The 21488-nt window shown below is 48.8% G+C and carries 18 protein-coding genes; 14 read left to right on the top strand and 4 right to left on the bottom strand.

Annotated features, from left to right (window positions below):
• The first annotated feature begins 417 nt into the window (after positions 1-417).
• The 5 genes from nrdI to WH45_RS04910 all read left to right on the top strand — a co-directional run bounded on the left by nrdI (position 418) and on the right by WH45_RS04910 (position 5308).
• Positions 418-786 carry a class Ib ribonucleoside-diphosphate reductase assembly flavoprotein NrdI gene (nrdI, locus tag WH45_RS04930; RefSeq protein WP_046213271.1) on the top strand — a complete coding sequence of 123 codons (369 nt, stop codon included), beginning with the start codon at positions 418-420 and terminating at the stop codon, positions 784-786.
• A complete protein-coding gene (nrdE, locus tag WH45_RS04925) occupies positions 773-2857 on the top strand; it encodes a class 1b ribonucleoside-diphosphate reductase subunit alpha (RefSeq protein ID WP_046213270.1) in 2085 nt (694 codons plus the stop codon). Before nrdI ends, nrdE begins: the two co-directional genes overlap by 14 nt.
• 238 nt (positions 2858-3095) lie before the next feature.
• Positions 3096-4064, top strand: coding sequence for a class 1b ribonucleoside-diphosphate reductase subunit beta (nrdF, locus tag WH45_RS04920; RefSeq protein ID WP_046213269.1), 969 nt, complete (start codon positions 3096-3098; stop codon positions 4062-4064).
• Positions 4065-4423: 359 nt separating this feature from the next.
• Positions 4424-4942, top strand: a complete 519-nt coding sequence (locus tag WH45_RS04915) for a hypothetical protein (protein WP_152663481.1) — start codon at positions 4424-4426, stop codon at positions 4940-4942.
• 36 nt (positions 4943-4978) lie between these two features.
• Complete coding sequence (locus WH45_RS04910) at positions 4979-5308, top strand: thioredoxin family protein (RefSeq protein ID WP_046213267.1); 330 nt, start codon at positions 4979-4981, stop codon at positions 5306-5308.
• Here the strand turns inward: WH45_RS04910 and WH45_RS04905 are convergent.
• On the bottom strand, positions 5281-5730 hold the full coding sequence (locus tag WH45_RS04905) for a GNAT family N-acetyltransferase (protein ID WP_200897660.1): 450 nt from the start codon (positions 5728-5730) through the stop codon (positions 5281-5283). The genes WH45_RS04910 and WH45_RS04905 overlap by 28 nt on opposite strands.
• 355 nt (positions 5731-6085) lie before the next feature.
• On the opposite strand from WH45_RS04905, the gene WH45_RS04900 reads away from it, so the two are divergent.
• The 6 genes from WH45_RS04900 to WH45_RS04870 all read left to right on the top strand — a co-directional run bounded on the left by WH45_RS04900 (position 6086) and on the right by WH45_RS04870 (position 14125).
• On the top strand, positions 6086-6475 hold the full coding sequence (locus WH45_RS04900; RefSeq protein ID WP_046213266.1) for a GntR family transcriptional regulator: 390 nt from the start codon (positions 6086-6088) through the stop codon (positions 6473-6475).
• The gene (locus tag WH45_RS04895; protein WP_046213265.1) at positions 6468-7373 is read left to right on the top strand and encodes an ABC transporter ATP-binding protein; all 906 of its coding nucleotides are present in this window, start codon (positions 6468-6470) and stop codon (positions 7371-7373) included. The genes WH45_RS04900 and WH45_RS04895 overlap by 8 nt, the downstream gene beginning before the upstream one ends.
• On the top strand, positions 7348-9369 hold the full coding sequence (locus tag WH45_RS04890; RefSeq protein WP_046213264.1) for an ABC transporter permease: 2022 nt from the start codon (positions 7348-7350) through the stop codon (positions 9367-9369). Before WH45_RS04895 ends, WH45_RS04890 begins: the two co-directional genes overlap by 26 nt.
• A 363-nt stretch (positions 9370-9732) precedes the next feature.
• Positions 9733-10611, top strand: a complete 879-nt coding sequence (locus WH45_RS04885) for a rhamnogalacturonan acetylesterase (protein WP_052723622.1) — start codon at positions 9733-9735, stop codon at positions 10609-10611.
• Positions 10612-11079: 468 nt separating this feature from the next.
• A complete protein-coding gene (locus WH45_RS04875) occupies positions 11080-11880 on the top strand; it encodes a rhamnogalacturonan acetylesterase (protein WP_052723621.1) in 801 nt (266 codons plus the stop codon).
• 502 nt (positions 11881-12382) lie between these two features.
• Positions 12383-14125: a methyl-accepting chemotaxis protein gene (locus WH45_RS04870; RefSeq protein ID WP_235338294.1), complete on the top strand. Its 1743-nt coding sequence runs from the start codon at positions 12383-12385 to the stop codon at positions 14123-14125.
• A gap of 299 nt (positions 14126-14424) precedes the next feature.
• Here the strand turns inward: WH45_RS04870 and WH45_RS23090 are convergent, their stop codons facing one another.
• The 3 genes from WH45_RS23090 to WH45_RS04860 form a co-directional block, all read right to left on the bottom strand.
• The gene (locus tag WH45_RS23090; protein ID WP_082096546.1) at positions 14425-14583 is read right to left on the bottom strand and encodes a DUF1540 domain-containing protein; all 159 of its coding nucleotides are present in this window, start codon (positions 14581-14583) and stop codon (positions 14425-14427) included.
• A 262-nt stretch (positions 14584-14845) separates the two neighbouring features.
• The gene (locus WH45_RS04865; RefSeq protein WP_046213261.1) at positions 14846-15682 is read right to left on the bottom strand and encodes a 1,4-dihydroxy-6-naphthoate synthase; all 837 of its coding nucleotides are present in this window, start codon (positions 15680-15682) and stop codon (positions 14846-14848) included.
• A 1-nt stretch (position 15683) separates the two neighbouring features.
• Positions 15684-16364, bottom strand: a complete 681-nt coding sequence (locus WH45_RS04860) for a futalosine hydrolase (protein WP_046213260.1) — start codon at positions 16362-16364, stop codon at positions 15684-15686.
• 367 nt (positions 16365-16731) lie between these two features.
• Here WH45_RS04860 and fdhF point away from each other — a divergent pair, with 367 nt between their 5' ends.
• From fdhF to WH45_RS04845, 3 genes are all read left to right on the top strand, one after another.
• Positions 16732-19716, top strand: coding sequence for a formate dehydrogenase subunit alpha (gene fdhF, locus WH45_RS04855; protein ID WP_046213259.1), 2985 nt, complete (start codon positions 16732-16734; stop codon positions 19714-19716).
• A complete protein-coding gene (locus WH45_RS04850) occupies positions 19700-20275 on the top strand; it encodes a helical membrane plugin domain-containing protein (protein WP_046213258.1) in 576 nt (191 codons plus the stop codon). The genes fdhF and WH45_RS04850 overlap by 17 nt, the downstream gene beginning before the upstream one ends.
• Positions 20276-20734: 459 nt before the next feature.
• Complete coding sequence (locus WH45_RS04845) at positions 20735-21334, top strand: methylated-DNA--[protein]-cysteine S-methyltransferase (protein WP_082096544.1); 600 nt, start codon at positions 20735-20737, stop codon at positions 21332-21334.
• The last annotated feature ends 154 nt before the right edge of the window (positions 21335-21488 follow it).

Genomic DNA, 21488 nt, shown 5'->3' with positions numbered 1-21488 from the left:
AATCTGGAAATGATAGTAAAGACGGCTTGAAAAACACACTAGATATAGTGTGTCAAGTGAATTATTTTTTTGAGTATTTTTCCCCGGGCTGTGAGTGTGCGAATAAGCCGGATTATACGGAGAATTTAACGGATAACCGCTTTTTTTGGCTGATTCGGATGCTGCTTTCTCACTGTGTAGTCCTATTGACAACACTATATATAGCGTATAATCTTAATCTCACGTTCTATATATTGCGTTACGGCTTGTTTTAAGATGCGGTATATGGGTAATGCTTGTTAAGAGAAACCGAGCTGATGCAGCAGGGCTTTGAGAAGCCTTGCTGCTCCAAGGCTGGCGCAAGTTCATCACCGTTCTTTAGTTATAAAGAACGGTGATGAACACTATATATTGAGTGAGAAGGAGATGTCATCCCACATGCTGATTGCATATGATTCCAAGACAGGCAATGTCAAACGGTTTATCGGAAAATTGAAAAATTCATCGGTGCAGGCTGTACAGATTGATGAGGCGCTGCAGCTGAATGAACCATTCGTACTGGTCACCTACACAACCGGCTTCGGCCAGGTCCCCGAGAAAGTGACTCATTTTCTGGAAAACAACCATGGCCGTCTGCTTGGCGTAGCAGCCAGCGGCAACCGCAACTGGGGCGAGAACTTCGGCAAGAGTGCAGATTTGATATCGGAGCGCTACGGTGTTCCGGTCGTATATAAATTTGAACTATCCGGCACTACAGGAGACGCACAACGATTCGTACAGGAGGTAGAGAAAATTGCGGCATATTGAATTGAACAACCTATTGATGCAGCGTGACGAGAACGGATTTTTCCGTCTGGATAAAGATAAAGAAGCAGTACAGGAATACATGAAGGAAGTGGATCAAAAGAGTATCCATTTCGCGGACACTACGTCCAAAGTACGTTATATGATCGACAATGATTACTACGAAGATATGTACCAGCATTACACTGCACAGGATGTGGAAGAAGTATACGCGATTACACACAGCTATAACTTCCAGTTCCCTTCCTATATGGCAGCTTCCAAGTTCTACAAGGACTACGCGGTCAAAACGAATGACCGTGCGAAGTATCTGGAGCACTATCCGGACCGTGTAGCCGTTGTAGCACTGCATCTCGGACGCGGTAATGCCGAAAATGCCAAGACGCTGGCACGTTCCATGATGGAGCAGCGTCTGCAGCCGGCTACACCGACATTCCTGAATGCCGGCAAGAGTCGCCGTGGAGAGATGGTATCCTGTTTCCTGCTGGAAATGGATGATTCCCTGAACTCGATCAACTATGTACTGAATACCTGTATGCAGCTGTCCAAAATCGGCGGCGGTGTAGCGGTTAACCTGTCCAAGCTTCGCGGACGCGGCGAGCCGATCAAAGGTGTCGAAGGCGCAGCCAAAGGCATCATGCCGGTACTGAAACTGATGGAAGATGCATTCTCCTATGCCGACCAGATGGGTCAGCGCAAAGGCTCCGGCGCAGCATACTACAACATCTTCGGCTGGGATATCCTGGAGTTCCTGGACAGCAAGAAGATCAACGCCGATGAGCGTACCCGTCTGAAAACATTGTCGATCGGTCTGATCGTGCCGAACCGCTTCTACAAGCTGGCAGCCGATAACGAGCTGCTGCACGTATTCGCACCATACAGCGTCTACAAAGCATACGGCAAGCACCTCGACGATATGAACATCGACGAGATGTACGATACCCTGATGGCTGATGATCGTGTCAAAAAGAAACCAATCATGAGCGCACGCGATATGCTGACCAAGATTGCCAGCACCCAACTGGAATCCGGCTATCCTTATATTATGAACAAAAGTAATGCCAACAAGTTCCATGCTCTGAACAACATTGGATCGGTAAAAATGTCCAACCTGTGCACCGAGATCTTCCAGCTGCAGGAGACAACCGAAATTATGGACTATGGCGTGGATGACATTATCCGCCGCGATATCAGCTGTAACCTGGGTTCCCTGAACATCGTGAACGTCATGGAACTGGGCAAAATTCGTGAATCCGTGCATGAAGGCATCATGGGCCTGACTTCCGTCAGCGACATGACCAACATCGCCAACGCACCGGGCGTAGCCAAAGCCAACCGTGAAATGCACTCTGTCGGTCTGGGCGTCATGAACCTGCACGGCTACCTGTCCAAAAACAAAATCGCCTACGAGAGCGACGAAGCGATCGATTTTGTACGTACATTCTTCATGATGATGAACTTCTACTCGCTGGAGAAGAGTATGGAGATTGCACGTGAGACACGCACGACCTTTATGGACTTTGAGAAATCGGACTATGCGAGCGGTGTGTACTTTGACCGTTATCTGGCGACAGACTACCGTCCAACCAAGCCGCGTGTACAGGAGCTGTTCGGCAGCATGTACATCCCGACGCCTGCAGACTGGCAGAACCTCAAAGCCGATGTTATGAAAAATGGTCTCTACCATGCATACCGTCTGGCAATTGCGCCGACAGCAAGCATTTCCTATATCCAGAACGCCACATCCAGCGTAATGCCGATTGTAGAACAGATCGAGACACGTACCTATGCGAACTCGACGACGTACTATCCAATGCCGTACATGCAGCAGGATAACTACTTCTACTACAAATCCGCCTACACCATGGATCAGTTCAAAGTACTGGATCTGATCGCCGAGATTCAGCAGCATGTGGATCAGGGCATCTCGACCGTCCTGCACGTGAGCAGTGACGTAACGACTCGCCAGCTGGCCCGCTACTACCTGTATGCGGCGCACAAAGGCCTGAAGTCCCTGTACTACACGCGTACCAAGCGTCTGACTGTCGAAGAGTGCATCAGCTGTTCCGTATAATATTGTTCTCATCATGGTCTTATCTGCTCATTTCAATGAGTAATCGAATATATGAATACGATGAAATGATATCTGTACCATCTAACCCGCCACTGGCGTAAATATAAATATTGGATCTTTACCTTACAGTATGCAGCAGAGCGCACTACCTCCTCTTCTTGCATACTGTAGTCTTGTTATGACGTAAACAATCGCTGTTTCACTACATAACACAAGGTAAGAGAAAGGGGCACAACACATGAGTGAGCCAATTAAAGCAGTCAACTGGAACCGCCCGGATGACGATTATTCCCTGATGTTCTGGAACCAGAACATTATGCAGTTCTGGACCGATGACGAGATTCCATTGTCCGATGACAAAATGTCCTGGATTCAGCTGAGCGACCTGGAACGCGAGACATATATGAAAGTCCTCGGTGGTCTGACTCTGCTGGATACGATTCAGGGCGGCGTCGGCATGCCGCAAATTCTGGAGCATGTAGACGGCCTGCAGCGCAAAGCTGTCCTGGGCTTCATGGCAATGATGGAGCAGATCCATGCCAAGTCCTACAGCAGCATCTTCACCACGCTGTCTTCCACCGAAGAGATCGACGAGATCTTCAAATGGGTCGAAGAGCATCCGCGCCTGCAGACCAAAGCGGAGACGATTCGCCAGTATTACACCAACATCAATTCACCAAAAGAACTGTTCCTCGCCATGGCAGCTTCCGTTCTGCTGGAGAGCTATCTGTTCTACAGCGGGTTCTTCTATCCCCTGTACCTCGCGGGTCAGGGCAAAATGACCTGCAGCGGCGAGATCATCGACCTGATCCTGCGTGACGAGAGTATCCACGGCGTATACGTGGGCGTACTGGCACAGGAGATCTACAACGAGCTGGATGAATACGAGCAAAAAGATGCCTACGAGACGCTGGAAGGGCTGTTCCGTTATCTGCATGAGAACGAAGAAGGCTACACTGCAGAGATCTACGATCCGATCGGCCTGACGGACGAAGTGAACATCTTCCTGCGTTACAATGCCAACAAAGCCTTTATGAACCTGGGCTTTGATCCGCTGTTCCCGGATGAAGAAGTGAATCCAATCGTCTTCAACGGTATCAGCACACACACCAAGCAGCATGACTTTTTCTCCAAAAAAGGAAACGGTTATGTGCGTGCCATGAACGTCGAGCGTCTGACAGACGACGATTTCAAATTCGATTTCTAAAATTTTTGAATAAAAGAAGCATCTGCAGAGATCAGATGCTCTATACAGAAAGTGTTTGGGACATGAAAAGGGTTATATAGAGAAAAGAAGTAACCCTACAGGTATACCGTTCACATAGAGAAGCACGGATGCCGGTAACGGATGGATTTAAAAGGGGATAAGAGAAGGCTGTCTGGCTGCGTATTATGCAGTGCAGGCAGCCTTCTTACGTTATATTCGGTATGTGCGTATCCATATAGCCTAAGGTCAATGGTGGGCAAACGTATCCTAATCGTTATGACTAAACAGTCATAATGCGCGGTACAGCCCCCATTTACATTAGCTTGGATGTTTTGTAATCGGTCCCGGAAGCGTATACAATGAGTAATACTACCATTACCAATAAGGGAGCGATGAACATGGGAATGACAGGCATCTATTATGTGGAAAAAGACAATTTACAGACGATCCTGACAGGCACGACGAATCAGCCGGATCTGGATATCGATAAAACATGGAGTCTGATCGCGGACATGTTTCCGGATATTCCTTTTGTACCGGTACAGAACCAGTATGCTATCGACAGCCAGCTGACAGAGTTCGGCACGTTCTATCTGCCACCCCATCAGGTCGCCCAGATGGCCGAGTCCATTCCGGTCGTACGACAGCGGGAAGCGCTGGAGCAGCGTATTGACTTTGACCGCTGGAAAGCGAGCAGCCAGCCAGATACGAAGTCTGAAGAGGACGATGCAATGATGATGTTCTTTTTCCCGATGACCGAGGAAGATACGTACGAGGATCTGGTCGAAGGTTATCTGCTGCCGCATCTGGACCAGGTATTCGATCTGTATCTGAGAGCAGCGAGTGAAGGACAGGGTATTATTTTCGCCATTATCTAAAAGGCATGGACCGTCTGGAGAGGAGCCAAGCAATTCATGAAGTCATTAACCACACTGGAGCAGGTGCACGAGCAGATTGCCAGTCACCGTCTGCAGCTGCTTATGCTGAAGACCCATCATTGTAGCGTCTGCGAATCCGTCCAGCCCCAGGCCGCTCGCCTGCTGGAAGACTATCCGCAGATTGCCGGTGCCTATGTGTATATGGAAGACGCGCCGGAGCTGGCCTCCGAGCATCTTATCTTCACCTCTCCGGTGCTGATATTGTTCTACGAAGGCAAGGAAGTATACCGGGCTGCCCGATTTATCCGGTTTACGGAGCTGGAGCAGCAGCTGCAGCGTTATGCATCGCTGTTGGAAGAAGAATGAAAAGAATCGAAGGAGACGGGGAAGAAGCGTTCCATAATCACATACTGTTTATCTCCACGGATAAATGATTCCTCAGTGGGTGCAAGGCCGAATTTGCTGTAAAATCCGGTCTTTTCTGCACGGGCATTACAGTAGATGCGTCTGATGCCGGCTTGTTCGACTTCCTGCAGCACATAGGAGAGCAGGTAACTTCCATATCCCTTTCCCTGCCGGTCCGTAAGCGTAGCAAATTTACGGAACTGGGCTTCATTGTGATCGATAAAAAGAGAAATGACGGATATCAACTGGCCGCCCACCAACAAGCCGTAATGTCTGCCCTGATCATCATCTTTTAATTTTACATAATCCAGCTCACGATCCGGCCACATTACCTGATGGCGGAGCTGCCAGACTTGTTCCAGAGTAACAGGCTGAATCAGCATAGAGTGTCCTCCATAAGTTATATTCCTATTTTGAAAAGGTTGATTGTATCATAAGGCAAATAGAGCATGACTGTAAATTTTAGGATTAAAAATGTGGTATGATGTGAACCGATAAATGCTGTTAAAGTTTGAAAATTGCTTTAGATTATTAATCTGCTATCTACTGTGCCTGCATAAGATCATACGTATCAGTTATAGCCTGCATCTCTCAAAGAGCTGCAGGCTTTTTCGTATGGGTAAGACGAAAACGATCATTTTCATATTACTCTGAATTAATTTCCAGTAAATGATTGACAGACTGTACCAACTGTATTAATAATAGTAGTACAGTTAATACAGTGAAAGGGGGAAGCCCATGTTTGAACTGGATGTACGCAGTCGCAAGCCCATATACGAGCAGCTGATGGACAAAATCAAGGAAATGATCCTGTATGGCATTCTCAAGCCAGATGAGCAGCTGCCTTCGGTACGCACGCTGTCGGGGCAGCTGACGGTCAATCCCAATACGATCCAGAAAGCGTATCGTGAGCTGGAGCGGGAAGGATATATTTATTCCCAGGCAGGCAAAGGAAGCTTTGTCGCGCCATCCCAGCAGCAGCCGGGTGCCGCGCAGCTGGCAGAGATGAAGGAACGGCTGCTCAAGCTGTTTGCCGAAGCGATCTATCTCGGCTTTACCAAATCAGACATTGAAAAGCTGTATCAACAGACCATGGAAGAACAGGAGAGGGGGAAGAGCAGTGATTGAGATTAAGCAGCTAACCAAGATTTTCGAAGACGAACGGGCAGTGGAAGATGTATCCCTAACCGTACATAAAGGCTCCATCTTTGGATTGCTCGGCTCCAACGGTGCGGGCAAAACGACACTACTCAAGACGATGGCCGGAGTGTACCGGGCCGACAAGGGTGAAGTACTGCTGGAAGGGCAGCCCGTATATGAGAACCCGCAGAGCAAGCAGCGGATGATTTTTCTGGCGGATCAGCCTTACTTTTTTGCACAGACCTCGATTCAGCAGATGGCGGTATTTTACCGGGCTATCTATCCACATTGGGATGAACAGCGTTTCCAGCAGATGGCGCAGGCTTTTGCCAGTATTCCGCTCAAGCGCAAGCTGCATCGTCTGTCCAAAGGCATGCAGCGTCAAGCATCCCTGTGGCTGGCACTCAGCTGCAAGCCGGACATCCTCATTCTGGATGAGCCGATTGACGGACTCGATCCGGTCATGCGTAGACAGGTGAAAAACCTGCTGTTCCAGGAAGTGGCCGACCGGGAAATGACGGTTGTCATCTCTTCGCATAACCTGCGGGAGATTGAGGATATGTGTGACCATGTAGGCATCATGCACCAGGGACGTCTATTGATTGAAAAAGAACTGGACGATCTCAAGGCCGCCAGCCATAAAATCCAGATTGCTTTCCGCGATCCGAGACATGAGCAGGCAATCTCCGGGCTGTTGGATATCCTGCACAAGGAAGAGCGCGGCAGCGTAGGGACCTATATTATCAAAGGCACGGTCGAGCGGATTACCGAGGTTGTACAGACGTATCAGCCTTATGTGTTTGACGTACTACCTATGACGCTGGAAGAGATATTTATATACGAAATGGGGGATGCCGGTTATGACGTTCAACCACTACTTCTTTAACCGGGGACTATGGATGCACGCCTGGCGGCAGGGAGGATGGATCGGGGTTATTTACTTGCTGCTGATGATCTTCGCCGGACCGATGCAGCTGTTAATATCGAATTCAGCTTATGAATATCAGAATGATCCTAGAGTTCTGGATTATATGTTCAAGGAAGACGGGGAGATAGCAATTCTATTTGCTTTTATTATGTGCATATTGATGGCTGTTTTCTTGATGAGGTATATACAGTCCAAGCGAGCGGCCGAGATGTTCCATAGCCTGCCTGTACGCAGAGAACAGCTGTTTACAGTATCGCTGGTCTCCGGACTTACGATGCTGATTATTCCGATATGGATTACTGCTCTTATCAGTGGATTAATGGTAGGCAATCTGAATCATGTTGTTTTTACTGTTGATCAGGTAATCGATTGGGCGGTATCTCTGACAGTCATTAGTTTATTCATCTTTACATTTACGCTATTTGTAGGAATGTGTATTGGTCAGTCTATTCTGCAAATCATTGTTACAGTTATATTATTTCTGCTCCCTAGCGGATTGAATTTTCTTTATATCCGGTATTTTTCCAGATATCTTTATGGGTATTACGATGAAGACAGCTCTTCGCAATTTATAACGGGTTGGTCTCCTATTGAAAAATTATTGGATGTATCTGCAAATGGATTTAGTCAGCGAGATGGCTGGATATACTTCATTGTTTCTCTCGTACTGATTGGTCTGAGCTACTTGCTGTATAAGCTGCGTCCAACAGAAAAATCCACCCAGCCGATCGTATTCCGTTACTTTAACCCGTTATTCCGTGTTGGGGTTACACTGTGCAGTGCATTGTTGATCGGGTTATATGGAATAACCTTTTTTGGGAAATGGGATATTGTGTGGTGCATAATCGGCGGAGTAATCGGTTATTTGGCAGCTGAAATGGTGCTGCGCAAAACCCGGCATGTGTTTGATCGCAAATTGTGGATCGGAATGGTCTTTTACGGAGTGATAGTTGCATTGCTTATCTATATCCCGATGTCTCCACTGACTGGATATGAAACAAAAGTGCCTGTACCGAGCGAGGTGACATCTGTTTATATAGGTAACGATATCAGAAATGATCTTCCTGCTTACACTACACATGGAATGGACATCGAGAAACTCAATCCTGATATGCTCTCTTCTGATCCTGATTATATTCAAAGTATTGTTCGTTTACATTCCCAAGTAGTAAAGGATCAACCTGACCCTGGAAATAGAAATGATCGTAACTATTATAATGTGAACGAACAGGTGCAAATAGCCTATGTGTTGAAGGATGGAAGTCGGCTTTTCAGATCCTATATGATACCAAAGAGTGACGAATACCGATCCTATCTTCAGGAAATTCAGCAGTCCGGGGAATACAAAATGGCATTTTATAATCTGAAAGCATTGGGAAAATCCGATAGTGCAATAAAAATCAGAAATCCGGATATTCCAAAACGTCACATATATATTACTCAGCCATCCGAAATCAAGCAGTTGAACCAGTTGATTATAAAAGAAAAACTGGCAGTGAAAAATCCTAAAAATAATCTTATATACGGCAATACGCTAGCTATGGTAATACAAATTTATAAAGGTCCTTATTACAGTAATGAGCATTATTACAGCTGGGACCCTCAATTCAAGCCGACGGAGCAGTGGCTGAAGGAAAAAGGGTACTGGGACCTGCTAGTTACCAAGGTGGAAGACATTTCTGCTATCGTTATTGTTCCAGATGAGCGAACTCAAGAAGAGTTTGCAGTAGTTGACTATGCTGATTTATTCAAAAAATACCGTGGAACTCCACAACAGGTCATAATCAGCAACAAAAACCAGATCAATGAATTGCTGAATCGAAGCGAGACTGAAGGTGAGAATGCGGATCAGAGCTATATACTTAAGCTCAGATTCAAAGATGGAACAGGGGCATATCGTGTTCTGAATAAAGAAAGTATTACCCCCGATATTTACAAGATTCTTCCCAAGTAATATGTACCACTAAATGCATGTGCAATTTAGCAAAACTATAATTTATGAAATAAACACTCCTTAACAGCCTTGCCAATCAATAAAATAAAGTCCAGCACAGCAAAGAAGAGGATGGCATTTACAGCCAGCCTCTTCTTTTGTTTGCGTTGCTTTTGGTATAGCAGTTTGTTTTGTTGCGCTCTTTTCTTGTATCGCGATTATCTCGCCGTCTAACCGTATCCTTATAACCTCCATAAACATGCGGAATAACCGTATCGGTTCTCTCTGATTATTGAACAAACAAAGCGGTTTCTTGCATACCCGGCCTGTATCGTAATGATTATCATATCTATGTAAGCGCTATTATAAAATAGGAAAGAAGGGATGCAATTGAATAAAAAAGTCTACATCCGGCGAATGATGCCACTCTTGCTGCTCGGTCTGATCACCTGTCTGGGAACACTGTTTGGCGCTGTGGGAGCTTCGGCTGCACCGACAACGAATACGATCCAGGACTCCACCCATGGTGTAACGAACAGCTTCGCCACATCAGCTGTCACCCAGGATGTCTATGCACATCGTCCCACCATCTACCTGGCAGGCGATTCCACGGTGCAGAGCTACCGGGAGTCCCAGCGTCCACAGGCAGGCTGGGGACAGATGATTGGCCGATATTTGGATGACTCCATTGTCGTCAGCAATCACGCGATCGGCGGCAGAAGTTCGCGTTCCTTTATCGAGCAGGGGCGGCTGGATACGATTATCGGTCAGCTGCAGCCGGGAGATTATCTGATGATCCAGTTTGGACATAATGATGCCGATCGCAAGCCTGAGCGTTATACGCCTGTAGGAGATTACCGCAATTATCTCAAAGTCTATATTCACGGTGCCCGCAGCAAGGGGGCGACCCCGATTCTGGTCACTCCGGTATCGAGAAGAGACTACAATCCGAATGGCCAGTTCAATGCCAGTTTCCCTGAATATGTGGAAGCGATGAAGCAGGTAGCTGCCGAGACGCAGACACCACTGCTGGATCTGAGCGCTCGCAGCGTTGCCTACTACAATGCGGTAGGCATAGCAGGCACCACGTCCATCTTCCTGCATGTGCAGCCGGGGGTATATCCCTATTTTCCAAATGGGGTCGTGGACAATACCCATTTCCAGGAGTATGGAGCTGTGCAGATTGCCGGATTGGTGGCAGCCGGTCTGCGTGAATTGAACCTGCCGCTGTCCGGGCATTTGCTGGAGACTGCCCGACAGTAAGCACACTGTGATGCCCGAAAAATACAGGATTATTCAAAGGGGACAGACCTGCGGGGCTGTCCTTTTTGCCATGTCTAAAAAGGGATATTGGATGGATAAGGTTGATTCTATAGAAGTCGTTTTAATGGTGCCCTTTTTTTATATCCAACTGCCAAGAAATGAATTGTCACTGCGCTGGGAGATACGCTAGAATATAACTATAATTCGTAATAACAACGAACCTGACCTTATTGATGATCCTATTCGCTTCTGACATGCATTTAACTCCGCTTCTTGAGCTTCTGCTTCGATTTTCTGCCGGTAATTACGATATTCTCCTTCTCTCTCTGTCGTCTATCTATATGGAATTCATTGTCCATGTTAAATGTGTAGTTCTATGTCAGTGTTCCCGGCTGCGGTTTTCCTATATTCCGACGTGCAGGAGCCTGATGCCCATAGTGTATATTATATTGTAAAAGAGGGAAGCCTTTGCGTACAATTCACTGGAATTCCGTTAACCGCCGTCTTGGTCCTGCTGCACTGCTGGGCATTATGATTGTCAGTCTGTGGTTTATGGTAGGGGCTTCGTCCGGGACCAGTGCCGGTCACCAGCAGCCGGTCGTATATCTGGCGGGTGATTCCACGGTGCAGACATATACGGATGCCCAGCGTCCACAGGCAGGCTGGGGGCAGATGATTGGCCGCTATTTTGATCAGGGAGTTACGTTCAGCAATCATGCGATCAGCGGCAGGAGTACGCGCACCTTCATCGAGCAGGGAAGGCTGGATGATATTCTAAGCGAGATTCAGCCGGGGGATTACCTGCTGATCCAGTTCGGTCATAATGATGCCAATCAGGCCAAGCCCGACCGCTATACGCCGGTGGGTGATTACAAGCGTTATCTGCATAAATACGTTCAGGGAGCGCGGGATCATGGCGCTGCGCCGGTACTGATTACACCGATGGGTACACGCACGATAGACAAGACTAGCGGACGTTTCCAACTGAGCTTTCCCGAATATGTGCAGGCGATGAAGCAGGTGGCGGCAGAGACCGGTACACCGCTGCTGGATCTGAGTGCAAGCAGTGTGGCTTATTACAATTCCATCGGAGCCGAAGCGACCAAGCAGCTGTTTTTGTACACAGCTCCCGGACAATACGCTGCCTTTGCGGCAGGGTCGGCGGATGATGTTCATTTTCAGGAATACGGTGCCGACCGGATAGCCCGGCTGGTCGCCGATGGGATAGGAGCGCTGAATCTGCCCTTGTCTGCGCATGTAGTGCAGTAAATGGGGTGAGAGGACTCTATTGACTGTACGGCGCGATATAGTTCCATTGTCCTCATTATGTATGATGGATCTGCCGGTGAGAGTACATTCCATGTACTCTATGCCCGAATTTTATCCATGTATACTGCCAGCCGATGAGGTTGGCAGTTTTTGTTCTGCTTATTAACTGGGATTCATCTAACTACGGGCAGTTCATCTTTCCCCTCATAAATTGTCATATTTTGATTTCGGCTAAATAACTATATTTTGATATTCCAGAAAATATACATAAAAAAATAGGCCATTTTACCGATAATAGTACATATCAATCATATGAAGCGATACAGGATGCCAAAGCAGCAACCATTAGTAAAGGCCTAACTAATAACAGCTGCTGCATGATATCGCCGGTTTGTCATGTATGTTATTTTTTGCGTTTCTCAAAGTGGAGTTGCTGCCTGGTCTCCAATCGAACACTTAACTTGTATTTCAGTCAACCATGCCGGGAGGATGTATATTGAAAATGTTTAAAATGAACAACTGGAGTCTGAGTACCAAGATGCTGTTACCCGTCCTTATTCTCGTTATCGCCCTGATCGTGTTATCTATACTGGCGATCCGGAATATCGATAAAATGGGGGATAAGTTGATTACTTCCCTTTATGAAGAAGCCTACCAGATCAATTATCTGATCCTGAATGCAGACCGTGATTATTATCAGGCGATGATTGCCGAGTTTACATTGACCGGTATTGAGAATCCTGCGGAAATCAAGGTGCAGCAGGACAATTACAATGAAAATGTAAAGCAAACCCACGACCGGGTACAGGAAGCCAAAGCCATCATGGAGCAAAATCGCTCTGTATTCGAGAAATATGCCGATCCCGAGACCAAGAAGAATGTATTCCAGCTGATCGAAGAATTTGATACCAACTACGAAGCATGGAAAAGTGAATTCAACTACGAAGAACGCCGCTATGTGAATTCGACCGATTCGGGAGTGAAGTTTGCAGCTTCCCGTCACAATCTGGATCAGATCGAGAGCATTATGGACCAGTACAGTAAGGATGCGATTGAGGAAAGTGCTGCACTGAGCGGACAGATGAGACTGATTACCATTATTGAGCTGGTATCCATCCTCTTGATTGCCATGCTGCTGATCTTCTTCATTATACGTAATGTGCGCAACCGTACCAAAGATACACTGACCATGATCCACAAAACAGCGAATTTCGATCTGGTCTACGATGACAGCTTTACCCGTTATCTGTCCGAAAAAGATGAATTTGCGGTTATTATCCAGGCACTCGGCGAAGCGAGAAAAGAATTCAGAACAACGTTCAGCCGTGTTATCCAGGAGAGCCGCAGTCTGCAGGATACGATTCAGATGGTGGATGAAGAGATGAACAAGCTGGAAGGCGGCGTACAGGATATCTCTGCGACTACCGAGCAGCTGTCTGCCGGTATGGAAGAGACCGCAGCCTCCACACAGGAGATGAACGCCACTTCGACAGAGATCGAATCGGCCGTCAATTCCGTTGCGAACAAAGCCCAGGAAGGTGCACGTGCAGCCGAAGGATTAACCGTGCGCGCCGCTGATCTGAGCAAGCAGTTCAAGCAGTCGTACAGCACGAGTACAGAAACTTACAATCAGGTGCGGGACAGTCTCGTACAGGCTTTGGAAGAATCCAAGTCCGTACAGCAGATCAACAGTCTGGTCTCCTCCATTATCGATATTGCTTCACAAACGAACCTTTTGTCCCTGAATGCGAGTATTGAAGCAGCCCGGGCAGGAGATGCCGGCCGCGGATTCGCAGTCGTCGCCAGTGAGATCAGCAAACTGGCTGAAGATTCCAAAAAAGCTGCCGATCAGATCAATGAGATTACCCAGGTGGTCGTTGGCTCCGTGAGCAATCTGTCCTCCAACTCCAATGATTTGCTGAACCTGTTCAGCACCAACGTTCGTACCGATTACGAGATGATGCTGTCTTCGGCTGATCAGTATGCTTCCAGCGCACAGGAAATTGATGATATCGCCAATGATCTGAGCGCGACTTCCGAAGAGCTGCTGGCTTCCATTGAGAATGTCGTCAAAGCGATCCAGGAGATCTCGGTAGCCGCCAATGAAGGTGCCGAGGGTACCAGCATGATCGCCGAGAAGACCGATGATATCGTACAGCAGACGGCACGTGTAGCCGAGCAGATGAAGCAGTCCAAGCAGGGTGTCAATGAGCTGGCTGAATCGGTAGCCAAGTTCAAACTGTAATCCCGGCTGTAAACGAAACACCTGATACCGAGTATCAGTCCGGGTTATAAGCGGCACAGTAGAAATCCAGCAAGCTCACCAGCAGATGGATATCCCGTTAAGCTTGCTGCCAGGACCTTTTAACAGAATAAAATGCAGAAAAGGATGTCCCTCTACATAGGGGCATCCTTTTTTCTCAATCTTTTCTCAATAAATATTGAAAATCTACTTGATAATAATAATCATTGTTGATAGAATATAAAAAGAAAGAAGGAACTCGGCAAAGTCCCTTCTTACGATTTGAATATGTGGTTTAAGTATTATTTCTTTTCAAAAGTCTGACAGTCTGTTTCTTGAACTTCAGCAGTTTGTTCTTTGGCAGCTGCGTGACTAACAACAAAAATAGTATCAGCGGTACATTTGTTTTGTTCCGCCCAGTGAGTGCATGCACTTACTTCACACATTACGTCTTGAGCCATGATGATTCACCTCCTGTGCTCATAATATACAACATTTAACAGTCTCTTCGGCAAAAGAGGCTATTTGTGTTTGCTACTTCTATTAGTAGCATTCCCAGTATACAGGATGTACGCTGAGTTTGGCAAATGCTTTTCTTCTTTATATTCCCCGATAAATGGACAAATGAAGCGGATTCGCTTCGTTTTTATAAGAAAATCCCCTGTTTCTCCATAAGAGAGAGCAGGGGATTTTGTTTTGCTGTGATTGCTGCCGGTACTGTCCTTATTTGCGCAGCAGGCTGAGATCAAATTCGGGAACCAGTCCTTCACGGGCAGCGCGGCCAAGTAGCGCTTCGATCGCGCCATAGCCGTCTTCACCGAGATTACGGGTGAACTCGTTTACATACAGATTGATATGTGAATCGGCTACACTGGCATCCATCTCCTGGGCATGCTCCATTACATAGCCGCGGGATGCTTCCGGATGTTCCCAAGCGTATTCGACGGATGAGCGTGCCCATTGGGTAATCTGGGCAATATCCAGCGAACGACGGGCAATAATCGCTCCGAGCGGAATCGGTAGTCCGGTATCTTCTTCCCACCAGCTGCCCATATCCTGCAGCAGGGTCAGGCCGTAATTCTGGTAAGTGAAGCGGGCTTCATGGATGACCAGTCCGGCGTCGATCTGTCCGTCACGTACAGCAGGCATGATCTGGTCAAATGGCATTACAACCACTTCACCGATACCGCCCGGTACGTTCTGTGCGGCCCACAGGCGGAACAGCAGATAAGCGGTAGAGCGTTCGCTCGGTACGGCTACCTTTTTGCCGGTCAGGGCTGCTGCATCGGTCGCTTCCGGATTGGCAGTGAGCACGAGCGGACCACAGCCGCGTCCAAGTGCACCCCCGCAAGGGATGAGTGCGTAATCTTCCAGCACCCAGGGAAGAGCGGCGTAGGAGATTTTGAGTACTTCCGGGCCTTTGCCTTCGGCAGCCCAGTTATTTGTAATATCGATATCGGCATACGTTACATCCAGCTCCGGTGCGCCGGCAATCAGGCCGTGCACCCAGGCATGGAAGACGAATGTATCATTGGGACATGGGGAAAAAGCAATATTCATATTAAAGCACCTCCGGTAATAGGGAACTTGCCAGCGATAGAGACTGCAATGCTTCGGGGATACGCCAGCTGCCGCGGTCACGCGGACCGACCTTGTTGGAGATCGCCCGGATCTCCAGTACCGGTACACCGAGCAGCCGGGCAGCCTCAGCTACGCCGTAGCCTTCCATACCTTCTGCCGCTGCATCGGGGATGCGCTGCAACAGTGAGGCTGTCGTCTCGGCCGATCCGGTTGTTGTCGATACGGTGAGTACAGGTCCGGTATGTACCGTTAGACCTGCATGGCGCATGGCAGCTGTCAGATGTTCATTATACGAACGGTCTGCTGTGATAACCGACGAACCAAAACCCAGTTCATCGACAGAAATGAATCCGTGTTCCGGTGTTCCGGAACCGAGGTCGGCCGCGATTATTCGGCTCGACAGCACAATAGAGCCGGGAATCGCATGCGGTTCGAACCCGCCGCCAATCCCGGCGCTGACCACCAGATCGTACGAATCTCGGGCGAGCAGAAGTGCCGTACGCGCAGCCGCCGAAGCTGGGCCGACACCGGCGAGCTGGACATCAAACCGCTGTCCGGCTGCATCGCCGATTCCTCGCAGTACCGCTTCGCGCTCTGCTTCGACTGCAGTCATGATTAGTATTCTGGTGGATGATGTATTGTTAAGGCGTGAAGCCTCCATATCAGCGTACCTCCTTCAACCCATGCGAACTCTTACGAGCAAGCTTATCTTCTAACGTTACTCCTGTTACGGAATATTGTAAAGTAAGTGAATTTAACAGAAAGCTGGCGCAATTCGAAACAGGAAGATGAGCTGTGATTTCTGTAAAAGATGCACAGCTATGGTGGGTTTGAAAAGTAAACAATTGTTCTTGAATATTTTCCATGCAGGATAAAGATGGATCGTGAACGGTCGACAACTCCGAAGCGGCAAGTCATATAAATAAAGTAACATATATACCGATTGACGATGTACGTGCATACTTTCACCGGAAACGGGTAATAGGTTTCAAAATATCCAATTACACAGATAGAGGTGAAGTGGCATCATGAAGATGGATGGTCAGGAGAATATTGTGATTCATGTGGATGGACAATCGGTCGTGGCACAGCCGGGTATGACCATTGTTCAGGCAGTCAATACGGCACCCGATCTATATATCCCGCAGATCTGCTACAATGAGCAGCTCGGACCGATCAATACCTGTGATACATGCATGGTGGAAGTGAATGGAGAGCTGGTGCGCTCCTGCAGCACAGTGATTACGCCAGGAATGAACATATCCACCCAGACCCCGCTCGTCAAGGAAGCCCAGCAGGAATCCATGTCCCGAATACTCCGCAATCATGAACTCTACTGCACGGTCTGCGATAACAATAACGGTAATTGCGTGGTACATAACACCACGGAAAAGCTGGGCATTGAGCATCAGACCTATCCTTTCCGCAACAAACCCTATGAGATCGACAACACCAACCCGTTCTATCGCTATGACCCGGACCAGTGCATTCTGTGCGGCCGCTGCGTAGAGGCCTGTCAGGATCTGCAGGTCAATGAGACGCTGTCGATTGACTGGAGCCGTGAGCAGCCGCGCGTCGTCTGGGATGATGATGTGCCGATTGATCAATCCTCCTGTGTCTCCTGCGGGCACTGTGTAACCGTCTGTCCGTGCAATGCATTGATGGAATCATCCATGCTCGGGGAAGCCGGATTCATGACCAATATCGACAGCAAGCTGATGGAGCCGCTGATCGATCTGACCAAGGCGGTGGAGCCGGGCTACTCCGGCATTTTCCAGATTTCCGAGATCGAGGCGTCCATGCGCAATTCACGTATCGAGAAGACCAAGACGGTATGTACGTACTGCGGGGTCGGATGCAGCTTTGAAGTGTGGACCAAGGACCGTCATATTCTCAAAATCGAACCATCCATCGATGCGCCGGTCAACGGCGTCTCCACCTGTATCAAGGGTAAATGGGGCTGGGACTTTGTCAATAGTGAGGAGCGTCTGACCCGTCCGTTGATCCGCCAGGGTGACCGATTCGTGGAATCGACGTGGGATGAGGCGCTGGCATTGATCGCCGAGAAACTGGGCGGCATCAAGGCACAGCATGGTTCCGACTCGATCGCCTATATCGCGTCTTCCAAATGCTCCAATGAAGAAAATTATATTTTTCAGAAATTTGCCCGTTCGATCATGGGCACTAATAACGTCGATAACTGCTCCCGCTACTGTCAGTCGCCAGCCACTTCCGGGCTGATGCGTACGGTCGGCATGGGCGGAGACAGCGGAACAATGGTAGATATCCAGCAGTCCGAGCTGGTGATCATCGTCGGCGCGAATCCGGCGGAATCCCATCCGGTACTGGCAACCCGGGTCAAGCGTGCGCACAAGCTGCACGGCCAGAAATTGATCGTGTCCGATATTCGCAAAAATGAAATGGCAGAGCGTGCAGACCTGCATCTGCATCCAAAGCCGGGATCGGATCTGGTATGGCTGTCGGCAGTGACCAAATACATTATCGACCAGGGCTGGGAAGCAAGCAGCTTCCTCGATACCCGGGTAGAAGGATACGAAGAATACCGTGAATCGCTGGCACCGTACACGCTCGATTATGCGGAGCAGGTATCCGGTCTGACCCGTGAACAGCTGATCCGGACAGCCGAGATGATCCATGAGTCCGGTTCGGTCTGCATCCTGTGGGCGATGGGTGTGACCCAGCATCGCGGCGGTACGGATACATCGACAGCGATCTGCAATCTGCTGCTGGCTACCGGCAACTTTGGTCGTCCGGGTACGGGCGCTTATCCGCTGCGCGGTCATAACAATGTGCAGGGAGCCTGCGATTTTGGTACAATGCCAAGCTATTTCCCTGGTTATGAAAAGGTGACGGATGAAGCGGTCCGCAGCCGCTATGAACAGGCATGGGGGGTACAGCTGCCGGCAGAGCCCGGGCTGGATAACCATGAGATGGTGGATGCGATCGAAGAGGGTGCGCTCAAAGCCATGTATCTGTTTGGAGAGGAAATGGCATTTGTCGATTCCAACTCCAACTTTGTGGAAGAGATGTTCGGCAAACTGGAATTTTTCGTGGTACAGGATATTTTCTTCTCCCGCACAGCCCAGTTTGCGGATGTGGTCCTGCCGGCTTCGCCGAGTCTGGAGAAGGATGGAACCTTTACCAATACCGAACGCCGCATCCAGCGCTTCCATCAGGTATTCGAGCCGATGGGAGAATCCAGACCGGACTGGAGAATTATCCAGGATGTGGCCAATGCACTGGGAGCGAACTGGAACTACACTCATCCAGGCGAGATTATGGAGGAAGCGGCCAGTCTGGCGCCGCTGTTTGCCGGTGTCCGTTATGATCGTCTCGAAGGCTGGAACAGTCAGGTATGGCCGGTACAGCCGGACGGCAGCAGTACCGAACTGCTGTACACGGAAGAATTTGCTTTCCCAAGCGGCAAGGCGCGCCTGTTCCCTGTCAGCTGGACCCTGCCGTATGAACCGGAAGCCGAATACGATCTGCATCTGAACAACGGCCGTCTGCTGGAGCATTTCCATGAAGGCAATATGACGTACCAGTCTCAAAATATTCGTCACAAGGTACCATCCACCTGGCTGGAAGTATCGCCGGAGCTGGCTGCCGAGCGCGGCATCGAGACCGGAGCCAAAGTGCGGCTCGTCTCCCCGTATGGGCAGGCCAAGCTGTCGGTCGTCGTAACGGATCGGGTCAAAGGCAAAGAGCTGTACCTGCCGATGAATACCCAGCATGCCGGCGAAGCGATCAACCGGCTGACCAGCAGCCATACCGACAAGATCACCCATACGCCAAGCTACAAGGAAATCAGCGTACGGATGGAAGTGCTGGAAGACCGCGGCGTATCACCGCTGCCGCAGGTGAATCACCGGTTCGCCCAGCGTCGTCCGCAGATCAGCGTCCGGGTCGAGGACAAGTGGAAGCGTCAGGATTACGAGCCGATTGCGGATACTATTCGGAAGGAGCGTGCCCAGTATGGCCAGAGCCATTAACCGGATTGAACGCCATGAACCGACAGAAGCAGAAGTACAGGCAGAGTCGCTGACCCAGATTATCAAGGCGCTCAGCGACAACAAGGAAGCGATCCTCAAAACGCTCGATATTATCAAGGAGCTGGATCAGGCGGGAATGCTCGATATTGCCGGTGCGTTACTTAAAAACCGGACAGAGGTAGGCGTACACGGAGTGAATCTGATCAACTCGCTGAATATTCCGCCGCTGATCCGCAATGCCTTTACCCTGAGTCAGATGGTCGGCAAAATCGACCCGCTGGAGATGGATCGACTGCTGAATGCACTCGGTAACGGATTAAGCCATCTTGGTGAAATGGACCCTGCCCATCAGAAATACGGCGATCACCGGGATAACGAACCGCCGGGCATGCTGCATCTGCTCAAAACGATGCGTGATCCGGATGTACGCACGACGATGGCCTTTGGTCTGCAGTTTCTCAAATCGATGGGCGGCGAGCTGAACAAGCCAAAGCCTGATCCGTCCGAAGTCTTCTCCGATCCAAAGCGCAAAGAGAGCGAGACGCATAAGGAAGTATAAGAGGACGGATGGAAGAGGGTAAAGCGGATAAAATAAATTGAAGTAGATAAAACGTATAAAGTGGATAAACTGGATTGAAGTAGATAAAACAGGTACAGCGGCATGAAGCATGAAGATTTAAAAAGCTGTAGTTGTCAGCCGATGCTGAGAGCTGCAGCTTTTTGCGGTTTTTCATTTGCCGTTTTTAGACTATGATGTTTTAAGCTTGCTGTTTTAAGATTTAAAGCGGATGGTTTTGTTTTGGATCTTTGTTTTTTTTCTCTATGTAATTTTGAGATTTATGGTATTCATGCATTCTCATTTTATGATTTTTGGCAGGATGGCCATAGTGGATATAAACTTTCAATTTCCCGAACGAACCAGGAGGTTATGCGAATAAGAGCGCAACATTTTAAACATCCAGCCATGGTATAACTAAGTCAGAAGCAATCATATGCGCAGGACGAGGAGGATATGAATATGCAGCATGCAGACAATCCGGTGATATACTACACCCGGCTTGATGATAAAAAATGGAATCTCCCGGTTGCCGCAACAGCAGACGGATTATGCTATGTCGGTTCACCGGGACAGCCGCTGGAAGATCTGGTATTGTGGGCGAACAGTCGGTTTCCCGGGTATTTGCTGGTGGAAGACGAGCAGCAGATGGAAGCATACACGGTGTCATTGATGGATTATTTGCGTGGAGAGCGTGCAGGATTTGAAAAAATCAAACATGACCTGCGTGGAACACCATTTCAGATGGCGGTATGGGAAGCATTAAGCCGTATTCCGTATGGTCAGACGCTATCGTATTCGGCAGTTGCGGAAATGGCTGGCAGACCTGCAGCTATCCGGGCAGTAGGAGCCGCGATTGGGGCTAACCCGGTGTTGATCACCATTCCCTGTCACCGGGTCATAGGCAAAAATGGCGCCCTGACCGGCTACCGCGGAGGCATGGAGATGAAGCAGGCACTGCTGCAGCTGGAGCAGTCTCTGGGAGAACAGGCAGCTGCGCATCACACTGTCTCTGCAGATAAATCATTATTATCTCTGGAAGCCCAAAAGACTTCTCTGTAATTGCGATTTGTATATGTTATTTTCACCATGAGAATAACATGTGGCAAGGTGCGCAGGAAGATGAATGACTGAAATAAAGGAAATAGTCGAAATAAAAACCCATGCAGATGATATGCATGGGTTTGGTTGTTCTTAACCGGTAGTTAAATGAAGT

Source organism: Paenibacillus wulumuqiensis (assembly GCF_000971965.1).
In the GTDB taxonomy this organism is placed as follows: domain Bacteria; phylum Bacillota; class Bacilli; order Paenibacillales; family Paenibacillaceae; genus Saccharibacillus; species Saccharibacillus wulumuqiensis.
Note: the sequence above shows the minus strand (reverse complement) of the source record. Positions and strands in the feature narration are given on the sequence as shown.

Coding starts and splice junctions, on each gene's coding strand:
- WH45_RS04905 (WP_200897660.1), bottom strand. CDS start 5,730: ATGCTGATTCAGCCTGTTACTCTGGAACAAGTCTGGCAGCTCCGCCAT.
- WH45_RS04885 (WP_052723622.1), top strand. CDS start 9,733: ATGCAATTGAATAAAAAAGTCTACATCCGGCGAATGATGCCACTCTTG.
- WH45_RS04845 (WP_082096544.1), top strand. CDS start 20,735: ATGCAGCATGCAGACAATCCGGTGATATACTACACCCGGCTTGATGAT.
- WH45_RS04870 (WP_235338294.1), top strand. CDS start 12,383: ATGTTTAAAATGAACAACTGGAGTCTGAGTACCAAGATGCTGTTACCC.
- WH45_RS04860 (WP_046213260.1), bottom strand. CDS start 16,364: ATGGAGGCTTCACGCCTTAACAATACATCATCCACCAGAATACTAATC.
- fdhF (WP_046213259.1), top strand. CDS start 16,732: ATGAAGATGGATGGTCAGGAGAATATTGTGATTCATGTGGATGGACAA.
- WH45_RS04890 (WP_046213264.1), top strand. CDS start 7,348: ATGACGTTCAACCACTACTTCTTTAACCGGGGACTATGGATGCACGCC.
- WH45_RS04910 (WP_046213267.1), top strand. CDS start 4,979: ATGAAGTCATTAACCACACTGGAGCAGGTGCACGAGCAGATTGCCAGT.
- WH45_RS04865 (WP_046213261.1), bottom strand. CDS start 15,682: ATGAATATTGCTTTTTCCCCATGTCCCAATGATACATTCGTCTTCCAT.
- WH45_RS04915 (WP_152663481.1), top strand. CDS start 4,424: ATGAGTAATACTACCATTACCAATAAGGGAGCGATGAACATGGGAATG.
- nrdF (WP_046213269.1), top strand. CDS start 3,096: ATGAGTGAGCCAATTAAAGCAGTCAACTGGAACCGCCCGGATGACGAT.
- WH45_RS04850 (WP_046213258.1), top strand. CDS start 19,700: ATGGCCAGAGCCATTAACCGGATTGAACGCCATGAACCGACAGAAGCA.
- nrdI (WP_046213271.1), top strand. CDS start 418: ATGCTGATTGCATATGATTCCAAGACAGGCAATGTCAAACGGTTTATC.
- WH45_RS23090 (WP_082096546.1), bottom strand. CDS start 14,583: ATGGCTCAAGACGTAATGTGTGAAGTAAGTGCATGCACTCACTGGGCG.
- WH45_RS04900 (WP_046213266.1), top strand. CDS start 6,086: ATGTTTGAACTGGATGTACGCAGTCGCAAGCCCATATACGAGCAGCTG.